The sequence below is a fragment of the Clostridium tepidiprofundi DSM 19306 genome, assembly GCF_001594005.1.
GTDB lineage: Bacteria > Bacillota > Clostridia > Clostridiales > Clostridiaceae > Clostridium_AC > Clostridium_AC tepidiprofundi.
The window spans coordinates 23,112-47,877 of record NZ_LTBA01000010.1 but is presented as its reverse complement, the minus strand read 5'-3'; the positions used below and the strand labels follow the sequence as shown (position 1 = coordinate 47,877).

Sequence of the window (24,766 nt, the reverse complement as noted above, 5' to 3'; positions counted from 1 at the left end):
AATTACCTCCTAGATTTTCCATATGAATTATAGGTATTTGGCACCTTAGGAGAGGGATTCAAAATATTTAACATCTGATTTGTATAACTCAATCCCTGTTTCAATAAAATCTCATTTGTTTCATTTTGGAGTTTTATCTGATAAAGTATTTTTCTGGTTTCTCTATAGTTGTTCTCTAATTCTTTATCATCACTGCATTCAATAATTTTACCCATTTCTTTATCTCCGCACAGTTTTCTTCTTTCCATTTCTAAAATAGCAATATTTTTATTAGCATTTTTTATTTTATCAACACAACTCTCCATCCCAAATACATCTTTTTTTATTATACAATTATACTGACTTTCTAATTCGCTTAGCAGACTTTTGAAAGCTTCAATTTCCGAAACAAGTATCTCTTTTAATTCTTCAATCATAATCAATCACCGCACCTATATTTCATTGCCTTGCATTATATCAAACATCTTTTTTGCTACTAATTTTGAATTTCTATTGTACGTCCCATTTTTCACTTCTGTTCTTATCTTTTTAACATTTTCATCAGAGTGTATACTCTTCATGTTTAATACATAATCACTCATAGCTCTACCAAGTGAAGATATTTCTAAAGTATCTCTTTTCTGTTCGTCCACCTTTTTAACATTAACTCTTTTACTCTTACCGTAAATGCTCATAACCTTATTAGCCGAAATTCTATCAATATTCACTCTCTTCACCTCTAATGTACTTGAAATTTCCAAACTACTAATCTCATTCTTATTATCGTATATATACAAACAAAGTTTACACGTTTTTTTAATAAGACTCTCACTTCTATAAGTGAGAGATTGAAGCTTTTTGCTTCAGGTGGAGTAGAATCTCCACCTGAAGTCCCAATGTTTTGCTTTAGCAAAACAAATTCACTCAAAGAAATTGCCCCGCAATTTCAACCTTTACTATTCACTATTCTCTATTCTCTATTCACTAAAAAAGGGTCCCTTCTTCAGGGTACCCAAATAATTTCTTATTAAATTCTCTATTTCCCTAAGCTCTTTACTCTTTCCTCATTGCTAACAATGCTTGTGATTCTTACACCAAAGTTTTCATCTACAACAACTACTTCACCATAAGCAATCTTCTTTCCATTTACAAGAATTTCGACCGGTTCTTCTGCCAATTTATCAAGCTCTATTAATGAACCTGTTCCCAAATCGAGTATCTCTTTTATATTCTTCTTACATCTTCCAAGAACAACGGATATCTCAAGTGGAACATCTAAAATCAAATTTATATTGCTTGATACTTCAATAGGTCCTGTTGAAGTAAGTGTTTGAAACGACGCTTGTTTTACATTAACAGGTGGTTGTACTTCTATTGGTTTTTCTTGAACATGTGACCTTTCAGCACTAGCAGCAACCTCCTGTTGTATTTCAGTATTTGTTTGATAATGCTGCTGACTTTCAGAAGCCTGAACATCTGAATTCATATTATTGTCAGCTTCACTATCATCACCCTTATCATTTCCCATCATTATACTAACTATTTTCTTAGCCATATCAATAGGCAATATTTGCATCATAGTGCTATCAACCAAATCACCTATTATAAGTCTAAAAGAAACTAAAACAACAGGTTCATCTTCTTCAATTTCATCAGCTAAATCATTTGTTTTTTCATCCCATATCTTTGAACTCGGTGGTGAAATATTTACTTCTCTTGCAAACATTGTAGCCATTGAGGTTGCTGCCGAACCAACCATCTGATTCATTGCTTCAGAAACAGCACTGATTTCTATTTCTGATAATTCAGTAAAATTTTCTATTCTTCCATTTCCACCCATCATTAAATTAGCTATGACTGCAGCATCTGTAACTTTTAACACTAATAGATTTTTACCCGTTATACCACTTGTATATTTAACATCCAATGCAATATTTGGAACTTCAAAACTTTCTTTTAATTTCTTCAATGTTACTACTGATACAACTGGTGTGGTAATATTTACTTGTTGACCAATAATAGTAGAAAGTGCCGTAGAAGCAGAACCCATAGATATATTACCTACTTCTCCTAGCAAATCTTTTTCTATGTCAGTCAATACTTCTTCATCAACATTAGTAGTTTCTGTTACATCTGAACCAGTGTTATCAGCACCGCCATTTAAAAGAGAATCTATTTCTTCTTGTGAAAGAAATCCATTACTCATAATCATCCACATCCTTATCTATAATATCAAGTATCTGAACTCCTCTATATTTACCAATTACACCTGGTTTAGCATAAAAATAAGGTTTATTCTCAATATAAATCTTAATTGGATCATTTATCTTATTATCTAAAGTAATAACATCTCCAGCAGTTAACTTAAGGAATTCCTCAACCGAAATATGTGCATTTCCTAGAACACTCGCGATGGATACTTCCACAATATTTAGTCTTTTTCTAACCAATTCTTTAGAATTTTCAAGTAATTCTTGATTATTTCCCCTAAACCAATACTGAACAACCAATTTATCCAACACTTTTTCTATGCTCAAATACGGAATACATATATTTAAAAAAGTATTATTCTCTCCCATTTCAACAGAAAAAGTAATTAATGCAACTGCTTCATTGGGAGCTAAAGTCTGATTTAAAGCTGGATTTGTTTCCAATCCTTCGATTTCAGGTACAACTTCTAACACATCTTCCCATGCAAGATTCAAATTTGAAATCATTCCCTCATTAATTTTTCTGATAATATTCTTGTCAATATCACTAAATTCCCTCGACTTTGTCCTTCTTTCTCCATTACCTCCTAACAAAATATCTACTACCTGATAAACAAATTCAGGATTTGTTTCAAATAGTATGGAACCACTTAAAGGTGGCATTCTAAATATAGTCAATATAGTCGGATTTGGTATTGAATGAATAAATTCCTCATAAGTAATCTGCTGAATAGTTTCTATTTTTATCTTAACAGAAGTTCTTACTTGAGCAGTTAAATAAGTAGAAATAATCCTTGCATAATTATCATGAATAAGTTCGAGAGTCCTTAAATGCTCCTTAGTAAATTTTTGTGGACTTCTAAAATCATATAACTTTACCTTATGTTTTTCTTCTTCGGATTCTAACTGTTCTGGTTCAAGCTCTCCTGAAGATAAGGCAGATAAAAGGGCATCTATTTCACTTTGCGATAAAACTTCTGCCATAAAATTACCTCTTTCATATATTTATTATTTTTAACTTAATATAAGTTTATCTATATCAATAAGTGTTACAATCCTATCGAGAAAATTAATAATCCCCTTAATGTATATCTTTCTTCTAGATTCTTCAAGATTTTCAACTTTATCTTTATCTACATCAAGCACTTCATCAACTTGATCTACAACAATTCCAACTAACTCATCTTGAATCTTTAATATTATTATATTTTGTTGTTCTGTACTACTCTTATCTATATCAAGTAGCAAATTTATATCCAAAAGGGAAATTACATTTCCCCTTAAATTTATCAAACCCTTAATATATTTTGGTGCTTTAGGCACTTTTGTAATTTTCATAATATCATTTATAGTTTGAACTTTTTCAGTTTCTACTGCGAATTGCTCATTATTAAGTGTAAAAACAACTACTTGCATAACACACCTCCCTAGCCAACCACTTTTTTAATAGCTTCAAGTACCCTATCTGCTTGAAATGGTTTGACTATAAAATCTTTCGCACCTGCTCTTATAGCATCCATTACCATTGTTTGTTGACCCATAGCACTACACATAATAATCTTAGCATTAGGATCAAAAAGCTTAATAGCCTTTACTGCTTCTATGCCATCCATGTCCGGCATAGTTATATCCATTGTAACAATATCAGGTTTTTCTGCTTTATATATCTCAACAGCTTTAACACCATTACTTGCCTCTCCAACCACTTCATATCCATTTTTTTCTAGTATATCCTTAATCATCATTCTCATAAAAGCAGCATCATCAACAATTAATACTTTTGTAGCCATTCTCTATTCCCTCCATTAATTTATTCCTATAGCATTTAATATCTTTTCAAGCGAACCCGGCATAGGTATATAATAAAAATGTCCACTTATTTCAGAATCATCTTGGAAAAATGATGTTTCCACATCAAGAACATTATCATCTAATTGTGCAGATTCAATAAATGTAGTTGAAAGTATTGCTCCTAGCATATCATATGTAACTGCTGGGACAGAAGGCATAATAACCAAATTTGTCATACGTGCAATCGCATTCATATATGAAGCAGAAATAATATTACCTATCTCACTTAATACCGAAATCCCTAATTCAGTTAATTCCTCTTCTTTCCTCCCAGTTAAAGATTCTACCATCATAAAAGCAGTTTGTCTATCCAATACAAACAAAATATTTCCTGGTGTATCACCAAGCACTCTTACAATAACACCAACAACAACCTCTTCGTCACCTATTTTATCAAATATATCTTCAAATCGTACAATATTTATGTTTGGTACGCTCATATCTATTTTAGTATTAAGGAGTTGTGAGAGTGCAGTTGCTGCGTTTCCTGCTCCAATATTTCCAACCTCTTTTAGTGCATCTAACTGCAACGAATCAAGTTTAGTAAACTCCATATAATTCCCCCTTATATTAAGGCTGCTACATCAAGTATTAAAGTAACAAGCCCATCACCTAATATAGTGGCCCCAATATATTCTTTCAACCCTTTAAGAGTTTTTCCAAGTGGTTTAATAACAATTTCTTGTTGACCTAAAAGTGAATCTACAAGAAGCCCTACTGTCTTCTCTCCAATTCTTACAATAACTATATAATTTCTGCTATTCTCATCAGGTTCAATTTGTAGTTTTTCATTCACCCTAATGAGAGGTATTACATTTTCATTGTAAATTATAATCTCTCTATTATTAGTTTTCTTAATTATATCTTCTTTATAATCTATGACTCTATCAATATATCCTAAAGAAATTGCCATAGTTTCTTTACCTATCTTTACAAGCAATGCTTGAATTATCTGTAATGTCAAAGGTAATTTGATTATAAAGCTTGTACCTTTTCCTTCCTCACTGACCACATCAACAGTTCCACCTAATGCAGCAATTTTTGTCTTAACTACATCCATTCCAACTCCTCTGCCAGATATGTCGGTAACTTCTGTATTTGTACTAAATCCTTGATCAAAAATCAGATTTCTTATATCATTATCTGTCATGCCTTCTGTATTTATTCCTTTTTCCTCTGCCTTGCTTTTAACCTTTTCTATATTTATACCGCCGCCATCATCTTCAACTTTAATAACGGCCTTTGTTCCTTCTGGATAAGCTATCAATCTTATTTTTCCAACTGGATCTTTTCCCTTAGCAATTCTCTCTTCTCTAGATTCTATACCATGGTCAGCAGCATTTCTTAACAAATGTATTAGAGGTTCTCCAATCTCATCTATTACTGTTCTGTCAAGTTCAGTTTCCTGTCCTTCAATAATCAGTTCCATATCTTTATCTAGTTCAACTGATAGATCTCTTATCATCCTCGGAAATCTGTTAAACACAACTTCGAGAGGAAGCATTCTTATCTTCATAACCAAATCTTGAAGATCTAGTGTTGTTCTTGCAACTTGTTCCAATGTTTCATTTAGCTCAGTTATTCTAAGATTATCAGTAATCTGTTCAAGTCTTGTTCTATGAATTACAAGCTCTGATACCATAGTCAAAAACTTATCCAATCTTTCCAAATCTACCCTTACAGATTGGTGAACTTTCTTTCTGTTTTTTTGTATTTCCTTGGTTTTTTTAGCACTTTTATTACCCGATTTTTGCGGTCTATCTTTTTGTGTAGCTTTAGGCACACTGCTACTATTGTTGGATTGTTGTGTTTCATTAACTTCTGTTATAACATTTTTGCTTCCAATATCTATCTTATCCACGACAATTTCATCAATTTCAGAGATATTATTCAAAATATTATTTACTTCCTCATATGAAGCATTTGACAAGTATACAAGATTTATATCTCTATCAAAATTTTCATTTTCTAAATCTTCAGCACATGGAACAGATTTGATTATTTCTCCATACTCTTCCAAACTCTTAAAAATCAAGAACACTCTTGCCGATTTTAAAAGAGTATTTTCACTCAAAACAATTTTTATTTCAAATGAATTTATATTTTTATCCGCGGCTTGTTTTATTACACTCAAATCATACTCATCTAAATCCATTCTTTGTTTAAACTTTTCTATGTCCTCATTTTTATGGTCTGACATATCTGACTTGCTATCCTGAACATCATCAGATGCATTTTCTACTGTCAATTCATCTTCTTCAGCAATGGAATGTAACTCACTAATAATATCCTCAACAGGAACTGCTTCATCAATTCCTTCCGAAATATTATTAACCATCAACTCTAACGTATCAAGACATTTAAATAATACAGTAACGACTTTTTGAGTAACTTGCAATTTGCCTTCTCTAAATTCAGATAAAACATCTTCCATTTTATGTGTCAATTCTGCCATTTCATTAAATCCCATAGTAGCAGCCATTCCCTTTATAGTATGTGCCACTCTAAATATTTCGTTTAGTTTATCAATATCATTAGGTTCTTGTTCCAATTGGAGAAGAGAATCATTTAGCGTCTGTAAGTTATCCATAGATTCTTCCAAAAACATCGATAAATATTGAGATGTATCCACGTCCATCCCTCCTTACAATTTCTTATACATGAATGTTGAAGCCTTTTCAAAACCATATTCTTTATAGTTGTATATGCTTTCTGTCGCTCCAACAAATAACAATCCACCTTTTTTAAGAGAATCAGAAAATTTTCTATATATTTTTTCTTTTACATCTTGATTAAAATAAATAACAACATTCCTGCATATTATTATGTCAAATCCTTTTTCATATTCATCTAAAATTAAATCGTGTTTCTTAAAAGTAACATTTCTTTTTATTTTATCATCAATGACATATTTATCGTCTTTTATATTGAAATATTTATTTAAGTATGTCTTCTTAACATTTTTAACTTCATTATAGGTATATATACCCTGCTTTGCTCTCTGAAGAATGGTATTATCTATGTCAGTTGCAAGAATTTTATGATTCATACCATGTGATAAATCGTCTAAAATCATAGATATCGAATACGGCTCAGCACCAATCGAACACGCAGCACTCCATATCTTCAAACTCTTACTCTGATTTAAATAATTATTCTTTAAAAGCTTTTCAAAATCATTGAATATATCTGGATTCCTAAAGAACTCCGTTACATTTATGGTTATAAAATCCAAAAACTTTTGACGCTGCATCTTGTCCTTTTTCAGCAGTTCTATGTATTCGTCTAAACTATCAATCCCAATCCTTGACATCAGACTTAATATACGCCTATGTAATTGGTTCTCCTTATATGCCGTGAGATCTATGCCAAACTCCCTTCTAACCCACTTCTTAAAATTATCAAAATCCATTATTTATCAGCCCCTAAAACAATTTTAGTAATGTTTTTTGCCATATCGTCCAATGGAATAACATAATCAACCATACCAGTTTCATACGCTGCCTTAGGCATACCATAAATGACGCACGTGGATTCATCTTCTGCAAATGTAATTCCATTATTCTTTTTGACTTCAACAGTACCATCTGCACCATCTCTGCCCATACCAGTTAGTAGTACACTCAACAGATTGGAACCATATACATTTGATGCTGACTTAAACAATTTATCGACTGCAGGTCGTACTCCCCACATAGTTGGTTCATCGTTTAAATGTATTTTCCCATCTCGTTTCACTTCCATATGCAAGCCACCTTTGGCTATATAAACAGTATTCTTTTCTATTTTCATATTATCCTCTGCTTCAACTACTTTCAGTTGACTTTTGGAGTTTAATCTATCTGCAAATGCTTTAGTAAAACCAACAGGCATGTGTTGCACTACAAATACAGGAACATCTAAATCACCTGGCAAATTAGTAATCACCTTATAAAGTGCCTTTGGTCCTCCAGTAGAAGCTCCAATAGCAACAGCTTTAATATCAACTCTTCTCCTTCTAAATCCACTTGTCTTATTTTTTGAAACATTAATATGATTTCTGTTAATACTTCTTTTCCTTGTAAACAATCTCTTTCTTGATATTGTATTATCGCTATTATTCTGTGAAAAAGCAGTTCTTATTTTATTTATTAATTCATCCCTCACGTCTTCAATATCTAATGAAATACTTCCTGAAGGTTTAGCAATAAAATCGAAGGCTCCACAATGAAGACAATCCATTGTAAGCTTTGCAGCAGTTCTTGATACCGAACTGAGCATTATAACCGGAATATTAATATTTCTCCTCTTTATTTCCTTTAATGCTTCTATACCATTCATTTTAGGCATTTCAACATCAAGTGTAATTACATCTGGATTGCACTCAGGTATCTTTTGAAGCAATTCTTCTCCATTTTTAGCAATACAAACAGCCTCCATATCATTTTCCATATTTATCATATCAGATATCAATTTTCGCATCAACGCCGAATCATCAACAACTATTACTCTTATTTTATTCAATGCTATCACTCCATTAAATTACTTTAATGCCTTGTCCAACTGTTTTAATAGATACCGTCCCCTTATCAGTATCAAAAATCATAGTCCTACCTTTATTGCCCCCTACATCTTCACCAATTAAGGGTATAGATAATTCCTTTAAAACCTTTTTAACTGCTGTGCTATTGCGGCTTCCAATGTCCATAATCATACTCTTATCGGAAAAATTAAACATTGAAGCTCCTCCTGCTATTTTTGCCTCAATACTATATTTTGAAGCACCAGATTTTATCATTTTATCTAATAAAACTGGAATGGCTAAATCAGCAAACTTATATTCATTAGTTATTTTACTAAACTGTTTGCTGTCTGGAAGCATAATATGAGCTAGTCCCCCTATTTTTTTCCTCTTATCAAATAATGCTATACCTACACAAGAGCCTAACCCTACTGTTATTAAGACATCAGGGGAGTTACCAACATTCAAATCAGCAATTCCTATTCTTATCTCTTTAGCTGCCATACATTCCACATCAAATATTAATCTTTTCTTTTTCTTCTTCAGTAAGTATAGCACTCAAATTTAGGAGGATTATTATTTTTTCATCACATTTTACTAACCCTTTAAGATATCTCTTTGATATTCCAGAAATTATTTCAGGTGGTTCCTCAATAACAGACATGTCAATATCCATTACTTCTGAAACAGAATCTACAAGAATACCTATTTTACTTTCATGTTGTTTTACTACTATTATCTTTGATTCACCATCAACGCCACTATTTGAAAGTCCAAATTTCTTAGCTATCGAAATAACTGGTAAAATACTGCCTTCATAGTTTATTACGCCCTCAACAAATTGTGGTACATCAGGAACCCTTGTAGGTTCTTGATATCCAAGTATCCTTTCAATTTCCATGATGCTTGCAGCATAGTTTTCATTCTTAATATTAAATATAAGAATTTTTAATGCATTATCGCTCATACAAATCCCCCTTTATCATAGGTTGAACTTATCAACTGTAAGTTCCCCATTTTTATCTAAATATGCATGTATATCTCTGGCTGGTTTTTCTAATATATACTCTTGTAATCCAATGGCAAATCTCGTATTTTGATAAGCAATATCTGCCCATATATCTCCATATTTTTCTATTACTAACTTTGTAGAAACACCACCTGAGCTTCCAACACATTTACATCTTATCTCATTTCCTGCTTTAATAACACCGCCTCTCGCGATACTTTGTGGACTCTCAAAATAGACACCATCATGTGCAATAATATTCGAAACATATTCACCCTTGCCAGTAAAATAAATCGATCCCGAACTATCAATATTGCTATCTTGACAATAGTACACATACACATTAACTGGAACAGTAAGTTTGGTAGATACAACAGCTATTTCTTTTTCTATGAATTTTACCATTTCATCAAGCTCATCAAAACTAACAATGCTTAAAGGACCAAGACCTACTAATTTTTGTTTTACTATATATGCTAATTTATTATTTTCCTGTTTACATTGCAATGATTGAATAAGAATTTCATTGGAAAGTTTAGTTATATTTTTGAATTTATTCTCAATAAGTATTTTTACAATCTCTCCATCTTTTGATTTTTTACCTACCAAATTATGCTGTTTAACTTGAACACATGTATCCTTGAGTACATCAATTAATTCTCTAAATTTTTTCAAATTCTTTATATATTTTAATCTGAAAACATCTTCGTCTCCTGCAGCAACATCAGAATTAATAACATTTGCTCTCAAATAAACATCTCCCCTAGCTACAACATAAGAGTCTGCAACATTTTTATATATCTCTATGTCTCTTCCTGCTTCAACCTTCATACCTTCCATTACTGCACCATAAACTATAATATCTCCATTAAATTTTATATTTCCTGTCTTCAAATCTACATTCCCATTGACCTCATGTATTTGTTTTACAAAAAAAGTCGTTCCTTTTGTACTCGGTTTACCATCTCTAAGTGCAATAACCATTACATCATCTTTTATTTCGCAACCTTCTCCAGCCTTTAAATGGATTACTTTGCCTTTCTTATGCTTTATAACCTTACCAGTTACATCGACTCCATCTCTACCTTGCTTACCTCTCTTTAAAAAAGCAAGTGTATCTCCCTTCTTTACACTTACAATGCGACCTATCGATTTATAATCAACTTTTCCTGTGCTATCCTCAACTAATTTATTAGCATTAGTATTGTATTTAATATCCAACTCATCATCAATATCGTCAATAACTTGAATTCCCTCTGCTATCAGAATATGCTCTATTTTTTCTTCACTACAACACTTTTCCAACGCTCCTTTCTTAATACCGTAAACTACATTGTTATTTCTCAATTCTTTTATTATTTCTTCTTTTGTATACTTTGGTGGTAATTTCTTTTCTTTAATTTCAGCAATTAAATTTACTTCTCTACTTTCATCACAATCTTGTAGCTTGTATACAATTTCCGGAATATATTTTATATTAATATATGCCTTCATCTTATCAGGTGTAATACTTATATTCATTACTCTCTTAGAAACAGTTTGATCAAACTCAATATCAATAACAGTATAGTCATAAACTTCAACTGCTGTGTTTACCTTTTCACCATTAATTATTAAGTTTATATCCTTGCTTGGCCTAATAATAGCAGGTTTACCTTCATTTTTAGGATTTTTAACAAGAATTTTTCCTCCTACAATACGCACTGTCCCATCATCTTCATTAGACACTTCATCCAAAATAACTGAAATAGTTGCCTTTTTTCTAAAAATACTTTTTTTTTCTTCTAAAATCTCATACTTAATATTTTCAATTTTAATATCTAATTCCTTAGATGCTTTCTCTAGACATTCATCAATAGAGTTTCCAGTAAAAATTTTCGTTATCACATTACCACCCCATAACATACATATACACTCATAGATAATTTATCGTTCATTTTTCTATTTTATTTACAAAAATATATTATTATTATCAAACTTATATAGATTTTTTATATTATCAATGTCGCATAAAATAGCATCATTAAATTTTTTCATAAGCTTCTTAATCAAAAAATTACTACTTGAATCAAATTTAATATCATCCACCTTGTTAATAGGGAGTATTTTAGGAGATGTTCCCGAAATAAACAGTGCATCCAAAGTATTTATCTGTTGAATTTTTATGTTTTTTTCTATTACTTCTATGCCTAACAATTTTGCACATTCTATAATTTTACCCCTCGTAATACCCGGTAATACTTCTTCATTAGGTGCAGTATATAGTGCATTGCCTTTTATCATGAATATATTAGACCTACTACCTTCTGTAATATTATCATTATTATCTACAAGAATAGCCTCATAAGCATTTGCCTTTTTTATTTTGCTATTAACACTTTCTCTAAATTTATTGCTAATAACTTTAATATTAGGATCTTTTCTCTCTCCGTGAAATATAATTGTTTTTACTCCTCTTTTGTATTCTTCTTCAGTTGGATAATAATGACTTATAAAATACATAATAAATACATTCTCACTATTATTATTAAATATTAATTTAATATTTCCTTCAAAAATTTTATTGTATTTTATTAATTTTTTAATATCATTAACAATTTCACTCTTTTCGATATCAAATAATAAGTTTTTTTGTTTTGCAGAATTATGTAATCTGTCTATATGCTCATTTAAGAATAGAGGAACACCATCTATTATTCTAATTACTTCATATAAAGATTTTCCATCTTTTATAATATCTTTATTGAATTTATATGCTTTTTCTATTTTGTGATTTATAACAAAATAATCATAAATGCACTCTGACATGATTTCAACTCCATTCTATAAAATTATTTCCATTTAAGTATTTCTATAGTATCATGCTTGTTTTTATAATTAATCAAATAAGGATGTCCCACTAAATTAAACAATGGCAAATCTGATAATGAATCAGAAAACATATATGATTCTTTAAAATCGACTTCAATATTTTCTTTTTCTAAAACCTCCATAAGTCTATTCACTTTCTCTTGACCTTTGCAATTCTCACCTAACATTTTAGGCATATGAATACCATTTTCACAATAAAATCTAGTACCTATGACTTTATCAACTTCTTTTATATTATATAGCTCATTGAGATAAAACTCCGGTGAAGCTGAAATAAGAAATATCTTATATCCCTCTTTTTTTAATTTTTTTATCATATTCATAGCATCTTCATAGAATATATTGCTAAGTCTTTCACTATAAAATTCTTTAACTAATGATTTCATATGTTTTTCTTCTATTCCATCTATGAAACGCAGAAAATTTTGTTTAACTCTTTTTTCATCGAATACCCTTAATGCATAAAGCAATACTGCTGCTAAACTCCTAGGAAGATGAATTATATTTTTAGGATTCTTCTTTATCATGAATAAATAAAATTCCATCAATGTTTCTCGTTTAGTCAATGTGAAATCCACATCAAATATTGCTAATCTTTCCACTCATAACACCTCTTAAGTATTTGTATATTTTAAAAGCCGTGCATACGCATCGGCTAATAAATTATTCTTCACTTTCAATTAAACTTTCATAATATTCTCTTGCTCTCTCAAATTCATCATCATCTGGAAGCACAAGCTCACCAACTTCATCATCACCAATTACTTTGAATAAGTATAGAGTTTCATCCTGTGGATTTTGAACAACTGCATATTCATCATCATTAAATTCAAATCCATCGATTATTTCACAATGTATTATATTACCTTCTTCATCTTCTAAATCCACTGTTAAAGCTTCAAATTCCTCTTCACTATGTCCAACTTCACACTCATTCTCTTTATATTCATTGCTCTTAGATTTATTTTCTTCCATAAAAAATCTCCTCCTAATTTACCTTATGGTATAATAATACCCTAAATCTACATATTTTAAAAGTCTTTTTTGAAGCTTTTCATACCAGCAGTATAAATTAGCACTCATATTTTGTTTTATTTGCATTATATGTAATGCACCCCTGGGGTAAGAGGTGCAAATTTTTTAATACATTTTCCTTTTTATTCTTCTGACAGTTCTTCTAATTCCTCTGCCTACCATATTAGTCATATCGTTAATTCTTCTATTAATTCTTCTGTTTATTTTCATATATATTCACTCCCTTCAAATATATTATCTGTCGTATTTAATAAAATAAACTGATAAAAATAATACAATACTTATTTAAATTTCATGTATTAGTATTTAATTGCACACAAAAATAAAAAGATGAACCCATAAAATAGGTTCATCTTTTTATTTTTGTTCTACTCGTATTTCTTTTTTATTTCACTTTATTTCACTTTATTCCATTCTTATTCTATTTTTGCTCTGCAAGCTTTTTGTAGTTTTCATATCTTTCTTTAGCATCTTTTTCAGTCTTTTCGAATAGCTTATTAGCTAATTCTGGTTGAACTTTTTCTAAAGCTGCGTATCTAACTTCACCTTTTAAGAAATCAATGAATGAATCTTTTGGTTCTTTAGAATCCAATGAGAATGGATTCTTTCCTTCTTCTTTAAGTTCTGGATTGTATCTGTATAAACTCCAGTAGCCGCATTCAACTGCATTTTTCTCTTCTTGTTGGCTACAACCCATACCTTTTTTGATTCCATGATTGATACATGGAGCATATGCAATTATTAATGATGGTCCATTGTATTTTTCTGCTTCAGTTATAGCTTTGATTGTTTGGTTCTTATCTGCACCCATAGCTATTTGAGCAACATAAACATATCCATAGCTCATAGCCATCATTCCTAAATCTTTCTTCTTAGTTCTCTTACCAGCAGCTGCAAATTTTGCTATAGCAGCAGTTGGAGTAGCTTTTGAAGACTGTCCACCTGTATTTGAGTAAACTTCTGTATCAAATACCAATACGTTTACGTCTTCGCCAGAAGCAAGAACATGATCAAGTCCGCCATATCCTATGTCATAAGCCCAGCCGTCTCCACCGAATATCCATTGAGATTTTTTAACTATGAAGTCTGCCTTTTCAAGTATTTCTGCAGCAATCTCATTTTCTTTTTCAGCTTCAAGTAGTGGTAACATTCTCTCTTTTATAGCTTTTGTAGCTTCGCCATCTTCTTTATTTTCTTTCCATTCTTTAAGAACATTCTTTAACTCAGCACTTAAATTACTGTTTTGAGCTTCATCTGCTAATTGTTCAATTCTATCTCTCATTTGAGATACTGCAAGGAACATACCTAATCCAAATTCAGCATTATCTTCAAATAATGAATTAGCCCATGCAGGTCCTTGACCTTTTTGGTTAACAGTATATGGTGTAGAAGGCGCACTAGCTCCCCAAATAGAAGAACATCCTGTTGCATTAGCAACCATCATTCTATCACCAAATAACTGAGTTACAAGTTTAGCATATGGAGTTTCTCCACAACCAGCACAAGCACCAGAGAATTCGAATAGTGGTTTTTCAAACTGACTTCCCTTAACAGTAGTCTTGTTCATTGGGTTCTTCTTCTGAGGTAATTTATCAACATAATCAAATACCTCTTGTTGCTCTATCTGTGAAGAAGTAGATTTCATTGTTAATGCTTTGTTTGGAGCTGGACATACTTCAACACAGCTTCCGCAACCTGTACAATCAAGTACGCTTATTGTCATTGTGTAGTTTAATCCTTCAAATGCTTTTCCACCAGCAGCTTTTTTAGCTTTGATTGCATTTGGAGCATTCTTTAATTCTTCATCAGTCATTAATGCAGGTCTAATTACTGCATGTGGACAGACATATGCACATTGGTTACATTGAATACAATTATCTACATTCCATTCTGGTACGTTTACAGCTATCCCTCTCTTTTCATATGCAGCAGTACCAGCTGGGAATGTTCCATCTTCAATACCATTGAATGCACTTACAGGAAGTTTATCTCCTTCTTGTTTGTTCATTACTTCAACAACATTTTTGATAAAATCTGGTTTGTTGTTTTCTTTTTCTTCTTTAACTTCATCTTTAGCATCTTTCCAACTTGCTGGAACATCTATTTTAACAATAGCTTCTATTGCTTTATCTATAGCTTCATGGTTCATTCTAACAACATTTTCACCTTTTTTACCATAAGAAGCTACAACAGCATCTTTTAAGTATTTTACAGCATCCTCTATAGGAATAATATTTGCAAGTTTAAAGAATGCAGATTGCATTATCATGTTGATTCTTCCACCAAGACCAATTTCTTGTGCTATTTTAACAGCATTAATTGTGTAGAAATTGATGTTATGTTCTGCAATATATCTCTTCATTGAAGCTGGTAAGTGTTTTTCTAGTTCATCCTTATCCCAAAGACAATTCAATAAGAATGTACCATTATCTCTAATTCCAGCTAAAACATCATATTTATCAACATAAGATTGATTATGACATGCAACATAATTAGCTTTATTTATTAAGTAAGTAGATTTAATAGGTTTTTTACCGAATCTTAAGTGTGATATTGTTACACCACCTGATTTCTTAGAATCATATGCAAAGTAACCTTGTGCATACATATCAGTATGGTCACCTATTATTTTTATTGCACTCTTGTTTGCTCCAACAGTACCGTCAGAACCTAATCCCCAGAACTTACAAGCAGTAGTTCCTTCAGTTGCTGTATCAATTGGTGCACCTATTTCTAATGAAGTATTAGTTACATCATCATTGATACCAACTGTAAATCCATCTCTTGGTTGAGCAGCATTTAGGTTATCATATACAGCTACTATTTGAGCTGGAGTTGTATCTTTTGAACCTAATCCATATCTACCACCAACAATAACTGGTTTCAATTCAGAATTATAGAATGCATTCTTAATATCTAAGTATAAAGGTTCTCCATTTGAACCTGGTTCTTTAGTTCTATCTAAAACAGCTATCTTCTTAACTGTTTTTGGCACAACATTTAATAAATGCTTTATTGAGAATGGTCTGTATAAATGTACTGATATAAGACCAACTTTTTCTCCTTTAGAATTCATATAATCTATTGTTTCTTCAATAGTTTCACATACTGATCCCATTGCTACTATGATTCTTTCAGCATCTGGTGCACCATAGTAATTAAATAATTTGTAATCAGTACCTATCATCTTATTAACTTCATTCATGTATTTTTCAACTATTTCAGGTAATGCATTATAGAATTTGTTACAAGCTTCTCTAGCTTGGAAGTAAATATCAGGATTCTGTGCAGTACCTCTAGTTACAGGATGCTCAGGATTTAATGCATTCTTTCTGAAAGCTTTAATATCTTCTTTAACATCTTTAGCTAATTCAGCTAATTGATCATAATCCCAAATTTCTATCTTTTGGATTTCATGAGAAGTTCTGAATCCATCAAAGAAATGAAGGAATGGTACCTTACCTTTAATAGCCGAAAGGTGTGCAACAGCTCCTAAATCCATAGCTTGTTGAACGCTATTAGAAGCCAATAAAGCAAATCCTGTTTGTCTAGTAGCCATAACGTCTTGGTGATCACCAAATATTGAAAGTGCTTGTGCAGCTAATGCTCTTGCACTAACATGGAATACTCCTGGTAATAATTCACCGGAAATCTTATACATATTAGGAATCATTAATAATAATCCCTGAGATGCAGTAAAAGTAGTAGTTAATGCTCCACCTTGCAGTGAGCCATGAACAGCACCAGAAGCTCCTGCTTCAGATTGCATTTCCATTACTTTAACTTCTTGGCCAAAAATATTTTTTCTCTTTAGTGCTCCCCATTCATCTACTTTCTCTGCCATTGGAGAAGAAGGAGTGATTGGGAATATTGCTGCAACATCAGTAAAAGCATAGGCAACATGAGCAGCAGCAGTGTTACCATCCATAGTTTTCATTTTTCTGTTCATTGCAAACCCTTCTTTCTTAAATATTAACTTAAAATATAAAAATGTATATTAATTTACTCTTCGACTATAATATACACTCAAATGATATAAGTGTAAAGTAGAAAAGCAGTACTTTGTACACATTAACCATAAATTTTGAAATATTACTCAAATGTATACCATTTTTTGTATTTTAGTGTAATCAATATAACTACTTGTTATTTCTATTTTTATATAAAGGCCGTTCATTACAATACATTATATAGTATTAATAAAATATTTTAAAGTGTATTTATTTATTTTTTAACAAAATTATCGTAAGATTTTATAAATTTTTGTGGTTTTTTAAGCTTTTACGGTCTTATAAACATTTGTGTCCAATATATTCCTCTATCTTTACTGTATGCAATACCTACACCAATTTCAGTATAGTTAGGATTTAATATATTGCTCCTGTGTCCTGGTGAATTCATCCACGAATTCATTACTTCTTTTGGAGTTCTTTGACCCAAAGCTATATTTTCACCTGCCATAGTAAAATTTATTCTGAAATTCTTAATCATTTTAAAAGGTGAACCATATGAAAGTGAGAGTTTTTCAATTCTAATAAAAACATAATTTAAATTATGCCTCATTTAAACAGCTTTCTATAACTTTAATTATAGCATCAGTTCCATTTTTTAATGAACTGTTTTTCATTGTTCTAACAAATATTTCTTTATTTTTTTCTAAGTGCTTAATTTCTTCTAATAGAATTTCTGTATTTAAGTCATCTTCTTGAATAACTATACTAAATCCATTTTTCTTGAATGAATTAGCATTTAAAATCTGATCACCTCTACTTGCTTTAGCAGAAAGCGGTATTAAAATATTAGGTTTCTTTAATGCTAAAAGTTCAAAAATAGTATTCGCTCCAGCTCTTGATATGACATAGTCTGATGCAGCAAGAAAATGCTTAAGTTCATATTTAACATACTCAAATTGCCTATATCCATCTACATTAGTCAATTTATTATCTAAATTCCCATTGCCACAAATATGAATTATATTATAATTCTTTAATAATTCTTTTAAAGAATTCCGTATGGTTTCATTTATTATAGCAGAACCTAAACTTCCTCCAATCACCATAATAATAGGTTTTTCGCTTTTGAAATTGCATAACCTTATTCCTTCAAGTCTGCTTCCCTGCAGCAATTCATATCTAATAGGCGTTCCTGTTAAAACACCCTTATTATCTTTTATATGTTCAAGCGTTTCAGGAAACGTTACACATATCTTTTTTGAATATTTGCTTGAAATTTTATTTGCAAGACCTGGAGTAATGTCTGATTCATGAGCTACAACAGGTACTCCATTCAAATATGCACCTATTACCACAGGTACGGAAACAAATCCTCCTTTAGAAAAAACCAAACAAGGCTTTACTTTTTTTATTATTTTTTTTGCTTCCAATATACCTTTAACCACCTTGAATGGATCTGTAAAATTCTTTAAATCAAAATATCTTCGTAGTTTTCCTGTTGATATTGAATAATACGGTATGTTCTCTTCTTGAATTATTTTTCTTTCTATGCCATTTTCACTTCCAATATATTCAATTTGATATCCTTTTTCTTTTAATTTGGGTATTAATGCTAAATTCGGTGTCACATGTCCTGCTGAACCGCCACCAGTCATTATTATCTTCTTATGACTCAATTTTATCACCGCCTTGTTTAAATAAATATTTAATAATAAGACATATTTGACTTATTATTCTCTTTCAAATGCCTAATCAATACTATTATATACTACATCATCACCAATGTTCTAGCTAATTAACTTTCTTCAATTCGTAATATGCAATATTTATATTTAATATACATATATTTTGTATTAATATTCACTATAAAAATCTCTACATGATGCATTTTTTCGTTGTAATATAATAATAAAAATCTAAATTACGAATTGAAGTTAACTTTCATTTTTGTTAATTTGTCTATTCAATTTATCAATTCTACAAGTTTACTTTTCGACAAAATATGACAACGGTAGTTTACTTTGCTATTTTGGACACATTATTGCTTGTATACCTCCAATTCACTAATATAATAATTCAATTTATGCACAAACTAAGATTACAAAAACAACAAAGGAGGTTGAAACCATGGCAAAGAAATTAGTACCAGAAGCTAAGCAGGGATTAAATCAATTTAAGATGGAAACTGCTAGAGAACTAGGTGTTAATTTTACTGACTACAATGGTAACTTGTCAGCAAAAGAATGCGGTTCCGTTGGGGGACAGATGGTTAAAAAAATGGTTGAACAATACGAAAGAAATTTATAATAAGCACAATAGTTAGGGATTGATATAATTTTAAGAGGAGGGAAATATAATGGCAAAAAATTTAGTACCAGAAGCTAAACAAGGATTGAACCAATTTAAGATGGAAACTGCTAGAGAACTAGGTGTTAATTTTACTGATTACAATGGTAATTTAACTTCTAGAGAATGCGGTTCTGTTGGAGGACAGATGGTTAAAAAAATGGTTGAACAATACGAAAGAAATCTATAATAAACTAGATTTTAGAAGTGTTGCTTAAGAACATCGTTTAAAAGCATAATATAATAAAAGCTAAAAACTAAATACTAGTGTATTAGGTATAGACTGCATATAAATTTTTATATGACCATATAGTTATATGATTACAAGAATTTATTTGTAGTCACCTAATCTGAGGCGGAGAGTACGCAACAAATGTTGCGTACTCTCCTTACTTTGATAGCCTAAAATCACTCACTTTTAATTGTATCGATTTTATTCCATTGTATTCATTAATATATGGTGAAAATATAATATCCAACATTGTAGTATTGTTATTATTTTGCTCTTTAGTATATGCTTCTCCAAATATTTCTTCAAATTTATCTTTTCCATTAAAACACACTGCATCAATAATTCTGTTTGTATTGGGAATTCTACACTTAAATCTGACAACATTTTTTTCTTTTCCAATCAAAGAGGCATTATCCACTATAACATTTTTGTTAGCTAAAATGGGACTAGGATTCCCTTTACCAAATGGTTCCAGCATTTCCAATTCATTGATTAGCTTGTACGATATATTTTCTAGTGGTAAAACTTCATCAATCCTTATTTTAGGTATAATATCATCATCTGACAATTTACAATTTTTATTCAATGCATACCTCAGTTTATCTATATTTTCTTCTTTTATGCTCAATCCAGCTGCCATAGGATGGCCTCCGAATTTTTCTAAAAGTTCCTTGCATTTAACTAATTCCTTGAAAATATTGTATTTTTCTATGGATCTGCCAGATCCCTTAGGCATTTCTTTGCCATCAGTCAAAATTATGCATGGCACATTAAATTTTTCTCTTATCTTACCTGCAACAATACCCGCTATGCTCTCATGAATATCGCTTTTATAAACCACTATAACTTTATGATTTTTCATTTCGGAATTTTCAATGTTCTCAACAACTTGTTCAACATTCATATTCGTTAAATGTTGCCTTTTTTTATTGAGTTCAAATAATGTATTAGCTAATTCATATGCTTTTTTTTCATCATTGCATAAAAGCAATTCTACAGAAAGAGCCGCTGTTTCCAATCTTCCAGTAGCATTTATACATGGCCCTATTTGAAATCCAACATTGTAAGATTTTATTGCTTTTCCTTCAATTCCTATAACCTTCTTTAAAGTTCTCAATCCTAAATTCTTCGTTTTAGTAAGCATTTCTAATGATTTTTTGGCAATTATCCTGTTCTCATCAATTAAATCAACAACATCACATATTGTCCCAATACCCGCTAGTTCAATAAACTCATATGTTTCCGATATATCAATTTTGAATTTAGAATAAAGCGCTATTGCAAATTTATATGCAATCCCTGCACCACATAACATTTTAAATGGATATGTACAATCCTTTCTTTTTGTATTAATAATTGCGTCAGCTTCAGGCATAACAAATATTTCATTTCCTTTATCATCTTCCTTGAAAACTAATTCATGATGATCTGTAACTATCACGGTCATTCCCAAAGATTTAGCAAGTTTAATCTCATCTATTGCTGAAATTCCATTATCACATGTTAATATAACATCATAACCTTCTTCATGTAATTTCATTATTCTATCTGAACACATACCATAACCTTCTGATTGCCTATCAGGTATATAATAGTCTACATTTGCACCACATCTTTTCAATGCCTTAAATAAAATACTAGTACTTGTTACACCATCTGCATCATAATCACCATAAATAACTATTTTTTTGTTGCTAATTATAGCATTCTTAATTATTTCAGTTCCTTTATCCATATCTTTCATCAAGAATGGATCATATAAATCTTTTATATCACCATACATAAATCTTTTTATGGCTTCTGGTGAATTAATCCCTCTATTTACAAGTATTTTCGTAACAACACTACTAAAGCCCGTTTTTTGCGATAATTCTTTAGTATTTACTCTTGTTGTTCTTAATGTCCATTTACTTTTCATGTAATCACCTACATTTAATATTTTAAATTATTGTTTAAAAATGTTACAATAAATTATAAGGCATATCAATATAAATAACAAGTCAATTATATTTACGTTATTAATGACAGCAAAACAGGAGGTGTGATTATGTCTCTTTTATTTGGAATATCTGGTCTTCCATTGGGAGAAGATAATAAAAAATTAACTTATAAAACAGCAATATCATATTTAAAAAACATAGGACTGGATTCAATGGAACTTCCATTTGTACGCTCAGTTAATGTCACAAATAACAATAAAGATGGCATTTTAGAAACAAAAATTAAAAATGATTTTTATTTGTCTGCTCATGGCTCATATTATATAAATTTAAATGCAGATGAAATTGAAAAACAAGAAAAATCCTTAGAAAGGATAATAAAAGGTGCTGAAGCCTTGAAAAAAGTTGAAGGAAAGAGCCTTGTTTTTCACCCTGGATTTTATTTGAAGGACTCTAAAGAAGAAACTTATAATACTATAAAAGAAAATTTATTAAAACTTCCAGATATAGGTGTGAATTACAGATTGGAAACCACGGGAAAAGGTACTCAATTCGGTGATTTAGAAGAACTTGTATCATTATGCAAAGAAGTTCCTACTTGCAAATTATGTGTCGATTTTTCCCATATACATGCAAGATATAATGGTTCTTTGAAAAATTATGAAGACTTTGCACATATATTGCAATTTATAAAAGATAATTTGGGTAATGATGCATTGAAGGACATGCACATACATATGTCTGGCATAAGCTATTCAATAAAAGGCGAAAGAAAACACCTTCCATTTATGGAAAGTGACTTTAATTATAAGGCCTGTCTAAAAGCATTGAAGGATTTCAGTGTTGAAGGCTGCATAGTTTGTGAAAGTCCTATTCTTGAAAAAGATGCTTTACTCCTAAAAGAATATTATTATTCACTATAGTGTTATACCAAAGGGAAGTTATAAAATTTCTCTTTGGTATTTTAAAATCTTTTAATCATTAGAGGAAATTATTTGTATAGTAGGTTTCACTAATACTTTATTCATAACCAAAATAATATCCTTATAAGTGATTTTATCTAAATCATTTACTCTTTCATAAAGTGGCGACATATAATTTTCTATATCTACTAAGTTACTAAAATTACTGTTAATTTCACTTCTATCCCTAAACATAATCTCAAATACTGCCAATCTAACACATTCAACAATAGATTTTTCCAGTGACAAAGCATTTCTTAATACAATACCCTTTACTATATTACTCATACTACTCTCATTAAAATACTTATTAAAATACTCACTGTTATTTTTAATTTCTCGAATAATAGAATTAATTAATTCTATTGCTTCCATTTCATTTACTTTTGAAGTTCCCATAGAAATTTTGAATACTTTTATTCCCTTTTCAAATTTTATCGAACTAGCAATATCATATGCCAAACCTCTTTTAGTTCTTATTTCATCATAAAGTATAGAACTTGTTCCTGTTCCAAACACAGCATTAAAAATCATCAATGCTTTTTCTTCTTTGGTACTCAAATTATGTATTGGAAAGCAATACTGAATTTTACTACCATTTATATCTTTCTTATTCCAAAATACCCCTGGGGTATTATTTTCATATATTGTTTCAACAATATTATTAGACTTTCTATTCCAATTTCCAAAATGCTTATATATAATGTCACATACTTTCTCAAAATTCAGCGACGAAACAACACTTATAACACAATTATCAGGTGTATAATATCTATTATAAAAATCTATCACATGCTCCAATTTTATATATTTTATGTTTTTTTCATTGCCAATAATCAATTCCTTTAGTCTTCTTTTATTAAAAGCATTTTTAAATAACTCATCTTCACAAAACTGGTTTATGTCATCTCTCCACTCATTTAATTCTTCACAAATCACATCTATCTCTTCTTTGAATCCTTTTTTTGGGAAGTATGGATTCAAAATTATATCGGCATATAAATCAAAACCTATTTCAAAATCTTCCGACAAACATGTTGCATAGTATACAACATAAGGATAATTAGTCATAGCATTGTTAAATCCAAATAGTTCATCGCATAATTTATTGATTTCATACTCATTTCTTTTGAATGTTCCCTTATATAACATATGCTCAACTACATGAGCCAACCCAATCTCGTTCTCATTCTCTACATTTGCTCCCGCTTCAAAAGCAATTGAAAATGATGTTAAATTATTTTCTGAATGTTTATATATTATTGTAAGCCCATTGCTTAATACTTTTTTGTGCAAAAATATCACCTCATTTTTATTAATTCATAGTTATTTATGGTATAATTTACATATAATATTTTGAGAAGGGAGGTGCGTTCTAACTATTAGGACTTGATTATGGATAATAATAAAAATATATTTTCTACAATATTTCAATTCATCAAATATGGTATTATAGGTGGTCTAAATTTTCTTATAGACTTTTCTGTAGTAAAAGTATTATCTCTTTTAACAGGGGTAACAAGTGGATTAATATTATCTCTTTTTAATTTAGTATCATTTTTCTTGTATTCTATTAATGGATATATTTTAAATAGGAAATTTACTTTTAAAACTGAAGGAAACAAAAAATCATATATAAAATATGCATCAGTTTTAGGAATAGCTATGATTGCAAATTCGATAATTTTAATTGCATTAACTAGTAAAAATCCTCTTATAAAGCCAAGTTTATCAAGTGAACAGATAGAAATATTAAACAACAGGTGGCTAAGCATATCAAAATTAATAGCCTCTATGACTACAGGTGTATTTAGTTTTTTGATAAACAAATTTTTTGTTTTCAATAAAAAATAACACCCTATAAAATAGCTATCAAG

At 30.4% G+C, this 24,766-nt stretch carries 24 protein-coding genes and 1 pseudogene; 4 read left to right on the top strand and 21 right to left on the bottom strand.

All coding sequences use genetic code 11. The annotated features are described in order from the left end of the window. Positions 1-2 precede the first annotated feature (2 nt). From CLTEP_RS06180 to CLTEP_RS06085, 19 genes and pseudogenes are all read right to left on the bottom strand, one after another. Complete coding sequence (locus tag CLTEP_RS06180; protein WP_066824153.1) at positions 3-416, bottom strand: flagellar protein FlgN; 414 nt, start codon at positions 414-416, stop codon at positions 3-5. Positions 417-431: 15 nt separating this feature from the next. After that, a complete protein-coding gene (locus CLTEP_RS06175; RefSeq protein WP_066824239.1) occupies positions 432-707 on the bottom strand; it encodes a flagellar biosynthesis anti-sigma factor FlgM in 276 nt (91 codons plus the stop codon). A gap of 308 nt (positions 708-1,015) precedes the next feature. Next, on the bottom strand, positions 1,016-2,185 hold the full coding sequence (gene fliY / locus CLTEP_RS06165; protein ID WP_066824147.1) for a flagellar motor switch phosphatase FliY: 1,170 nt from the start codon (positions 2,183-2,185) through the stop codon (positions 1,016-1,018). Next, on the bottom strand, positions 2,178-3,173 hold the full coding sequence (gene fliM / locus CLTEP_RS06160) for a flagellar motor switch protein FliM (RefSeq protein WP_066824142.1): 996 nt from the start codon (positions 3,171-3,173) through the stop codon (positions 2,178-2,180). The genes fliY and fliM overlap by 8 nt, the downstream gene beginning before the upstream one ends. Positions 3,174-3,203: 30 nt before the next feature. Next, positions 3,204-3,605: a chemotaxis protein CheW gene (locus tag CLTEP_RS06155; RefSeq protein ID WP_066824140.1), complete on the bottom strand. Its 402-nt coding sequence runs from the start codon at positions 3,603-3,605 to the stop codon at positions 3,204-3,206. Between the two features lie 11 nt (positions 3,606-3,616). Continuing rightward, complete coding sequence (locus tag CLTEP_RS06150) at positions 3,617-3,979, bottom strand: response regulator (protein WP_066824138.1); 363 nt, start codon at positions 3,977-3,979, stop codon at positions 3,617-3,619. A gap of 15 nt (positions 3,980-3,994) precedes the next feature. Beyond that, positions 3,995-4,594, bottom strand: a complete 600-nt coding sequence (locus tag CLTEP_RS06145; protein ID WP_066824136.1) for a chemotaxis protein CheC — start codon at positions 4,592-4,594, stop codon at positions 3,995-3,997. A gap of 11 nt (positions 4,595-4,605) precedes the next feature. After that, positions 4,606-6,672: a chemotaxis protein CheA gene (locus tag CLTEP_RS06140; RefSeq protein ID WP_066824134.1), complete on the bottom strand. Its 2,067-nt coding sequence runs from the start codon at positions 6,670-6,672 to the stop codon at positions 4,606-4,608. Between the two features lie 12 nt (positions 6,673-6,684). Continuing rightward, positions 6,685-7,452 (bottom strand): CheR family methyltransferase, encoded by a 768-nt coding sequence (locus CLTEP_RS06135; RefSeq protein ID WP_066824131.1) that lies wholly within the window; start codon positions 7,450-7,452, stop codon positions 6,685-6,687. Further along, positions 7,452-8,543 carry a protein-glutamate methylesterase/protein-glutamine glutaminase gene (locus CLTEP_RS06130; RefSeq protein WP_066824129.1) on the bottom strand — a complete coding sequence of 364 codons (1,092 nt, stop codon included), beginning with the start codon at positions 8,541-8,543 and terminating at the stop codon, positions 7,452-7,454. The genes CLTEP_RS06135 and CLTEP_RS06130 overlap by 1 nt, the downstream gene beginning before the upstream one ends. A gap of 13 nt (positions 8,544-8,556) precedes the next feature. Beyond that, positions 8,557-9,045: a chemotaxis protein CheD gene (locus CLTEP_RS06125; protein ID WP_066824127.1), complete on the bottom strand. Its 489-nt coding sequence runs from the start codon at positions 9,043-9,045 to the stop codon at positions 8,557-8,559. A gap of 10 nt (positions 9,046-9,055) precedes the next feature. After that, on the bottom strand, positions 9,056-9,508 hold the full coding sequence (locus CLTEP_RS06120) for a chemotaxis protein CheW (protein WP_066824125.1): 453 nt from the start codon (positions 9,506-9,508) through the stop codon (positions 9,056-9,058). 15 nt (positions 9,509-9,523) lie between these two features. Continuing rightward, entirely contained in the window at positions 9,524-11,437 is a 1,914-nt protein-coding gene (locus CLTEP_RS06115; protein WP_161938351.1) for a flagellar assembly protein A, read from the bottom strand. 63 nt (positions 11,438-11,500) lie between these two features. Next, the gene (locus tag CLTEP_RS06110) at positions 11,501-12,358 is read right to left on the bottom strand and encodes an aminotransferase class IV (protein WP_066824122.1); all 858 of its coding nucleotides are present in this window, start codon (positions 12,356-12,358) and stop codon (positions 11,501-11,503) included. A 23-nt stretch (positions 12,359-12,381) separates the two neighbouring features. Then, entirely contained in the window at positions 12,382-13,023 is a 642-nt protein-coding gene (locus CLTEP_RS06105) for an HAD-IB family hydrolase (protein ID WP_066824119.1), read from the bottom strand. A 61-nt stretch (positions 13,024-13,084) separates the two neighbouring features. Beyond that, entirely contained in the window at positions 13,085-13,396 is a 312-nt protein-coding gene (locus CLTEP_RS06100) for a DUF1292 domain-containing protein (protein ID WP_066824116.1), read from the bottom strand. 481 nt (positions 13,397-13,877) lie between these two features. After that, positions 13,878-17,405: a pyruvate:ferredoxin (flavodoxin) oxidoreductase gene (gene nifJ / locus CLTEP_RS06095; RefSeq protein WP_066824114.1), complete on the bottom strand. Its 3,528-nt coding sequence runs from the start codon at positions 17,403-17,405 to the stop codon at positions 13,878-13,880. Between the two features lie 332 nt (positions 17,406-17,737). Further along, a pseudogene (locus tag CLTEP_RS06090) lies at positions 17,738-17,974 on the bottom strand (CAP domain-containing protein); the annotation flags it as partial. A gap of 34 nt (positions 17,975-18,008) precedes the next feature. Beyond that, complete coding sequence (locus CLTEP_RS06085; RefSeq protein WP_066824233.1) at positions 18,009-19,064, bottom strand: undecaprenyldiphospho-muramoylpentapeptide beta-N-acetylglucosaminyltransferase; 1,056 nt, start codon at positions 19,062-19,064, stop codon at positions 18,009-18,011. A gap of 472 nt (positions 19,065-19,536) precedes the next feature. Between CLTEP_RS06085 and CLTEP_RS06080 the strand changes: the two genes are divergently transcribed. Both CLTEP_RS06080 and CLTEP_RS06075 read left to right on the top strand, forming a co-directional pair. Further along, complete coding sequence (locus tag CLTEP_RS06080; protein WP_066824111.1) at positions 19,537-19,716, top strand: alpha/beta-type small acid-soluble spore protein; 180 nt, start codon at positions 19,537-19,539, stop codon at positions 19,714-19,716. A 49-nt stretch (positions 19,717-19,765) separates the two neighbouring features. Continuing rightward, positions 19,766-19,945 carry an alpha/beta-type small acid-soluble spore protein gene (locus CLTEP_RS06075; protein ID WP_066824101.1) on the top strand — a complete coding sequence of 60 codons (180 nt, stop codon included), beginning with the start codon at positions 19,766-19,768 and terminating at the stop codon, positions 19,943-19,945. Positions 19,946-20,144: 199 nt separating this feature from the next. Here CLTEP_RS06075 and recJ read toward each other — a convergent pair whose 3' ends face one another. After that, complete coding sequence (gene recJ, locus CLTEP_RS06070; RefSeq protein ID WP_066824100.1) at positions 20,145-21,905, bottom strand: single-stranded-DNA-specific exonuclease RecJ; 1,761 nt, start codon at positions 21,903-21,905, stop codon at positions 20,145-20,147. A gap of 126 nt (positions 21,906-22,031) precedes the next feature. On the opposite strand from recJ, the gene CLTEP_RS06065 reads away from it, so the two are divergent. Then, entirely contained in the window at positions 22,032-22,850 is an 819-nt protein-coding gene (locus tag CLTEP_RS06065; protein ID WP_153016286.1) for a TIM barrel protein, read from the top strand. Between the two features lie 51 nt (positions 22,851-22,901). Here the strand turns inward: CLTEP_RS06065 and CLTEP_RS06060 are convergent, their stop codons facing one another. Then, complete coding sequence (locus CLTEP_RS06060; protein WP_423230729.1) at positions 22,902-24,194, bottom strand: M16 family metallopeptidase; 1,293 nt, start codon at positions 24,192-24,194, stop codon at positions 22,902-22,904. A 90-nt stretch (positions 24,195-24,284) separates the two neighbouring features. Here CLTEP_RS06060 and CLTEP_RS14365 point away from each other — a divergent pair, with 90 nt between their 5' ends. Further along, positions 24,285-24,743, top strand: a complete 459-nt coding sequence (locus CLTEP_RS14365) for a GtrA family protein (protein WP_084364697.1) — start codon at positions 24,285-24,287, stop codon at positions 24,741-24,743. The last annotated feature ends 23 nt before the right edge of the window (positions 24,744-24,766 follow it).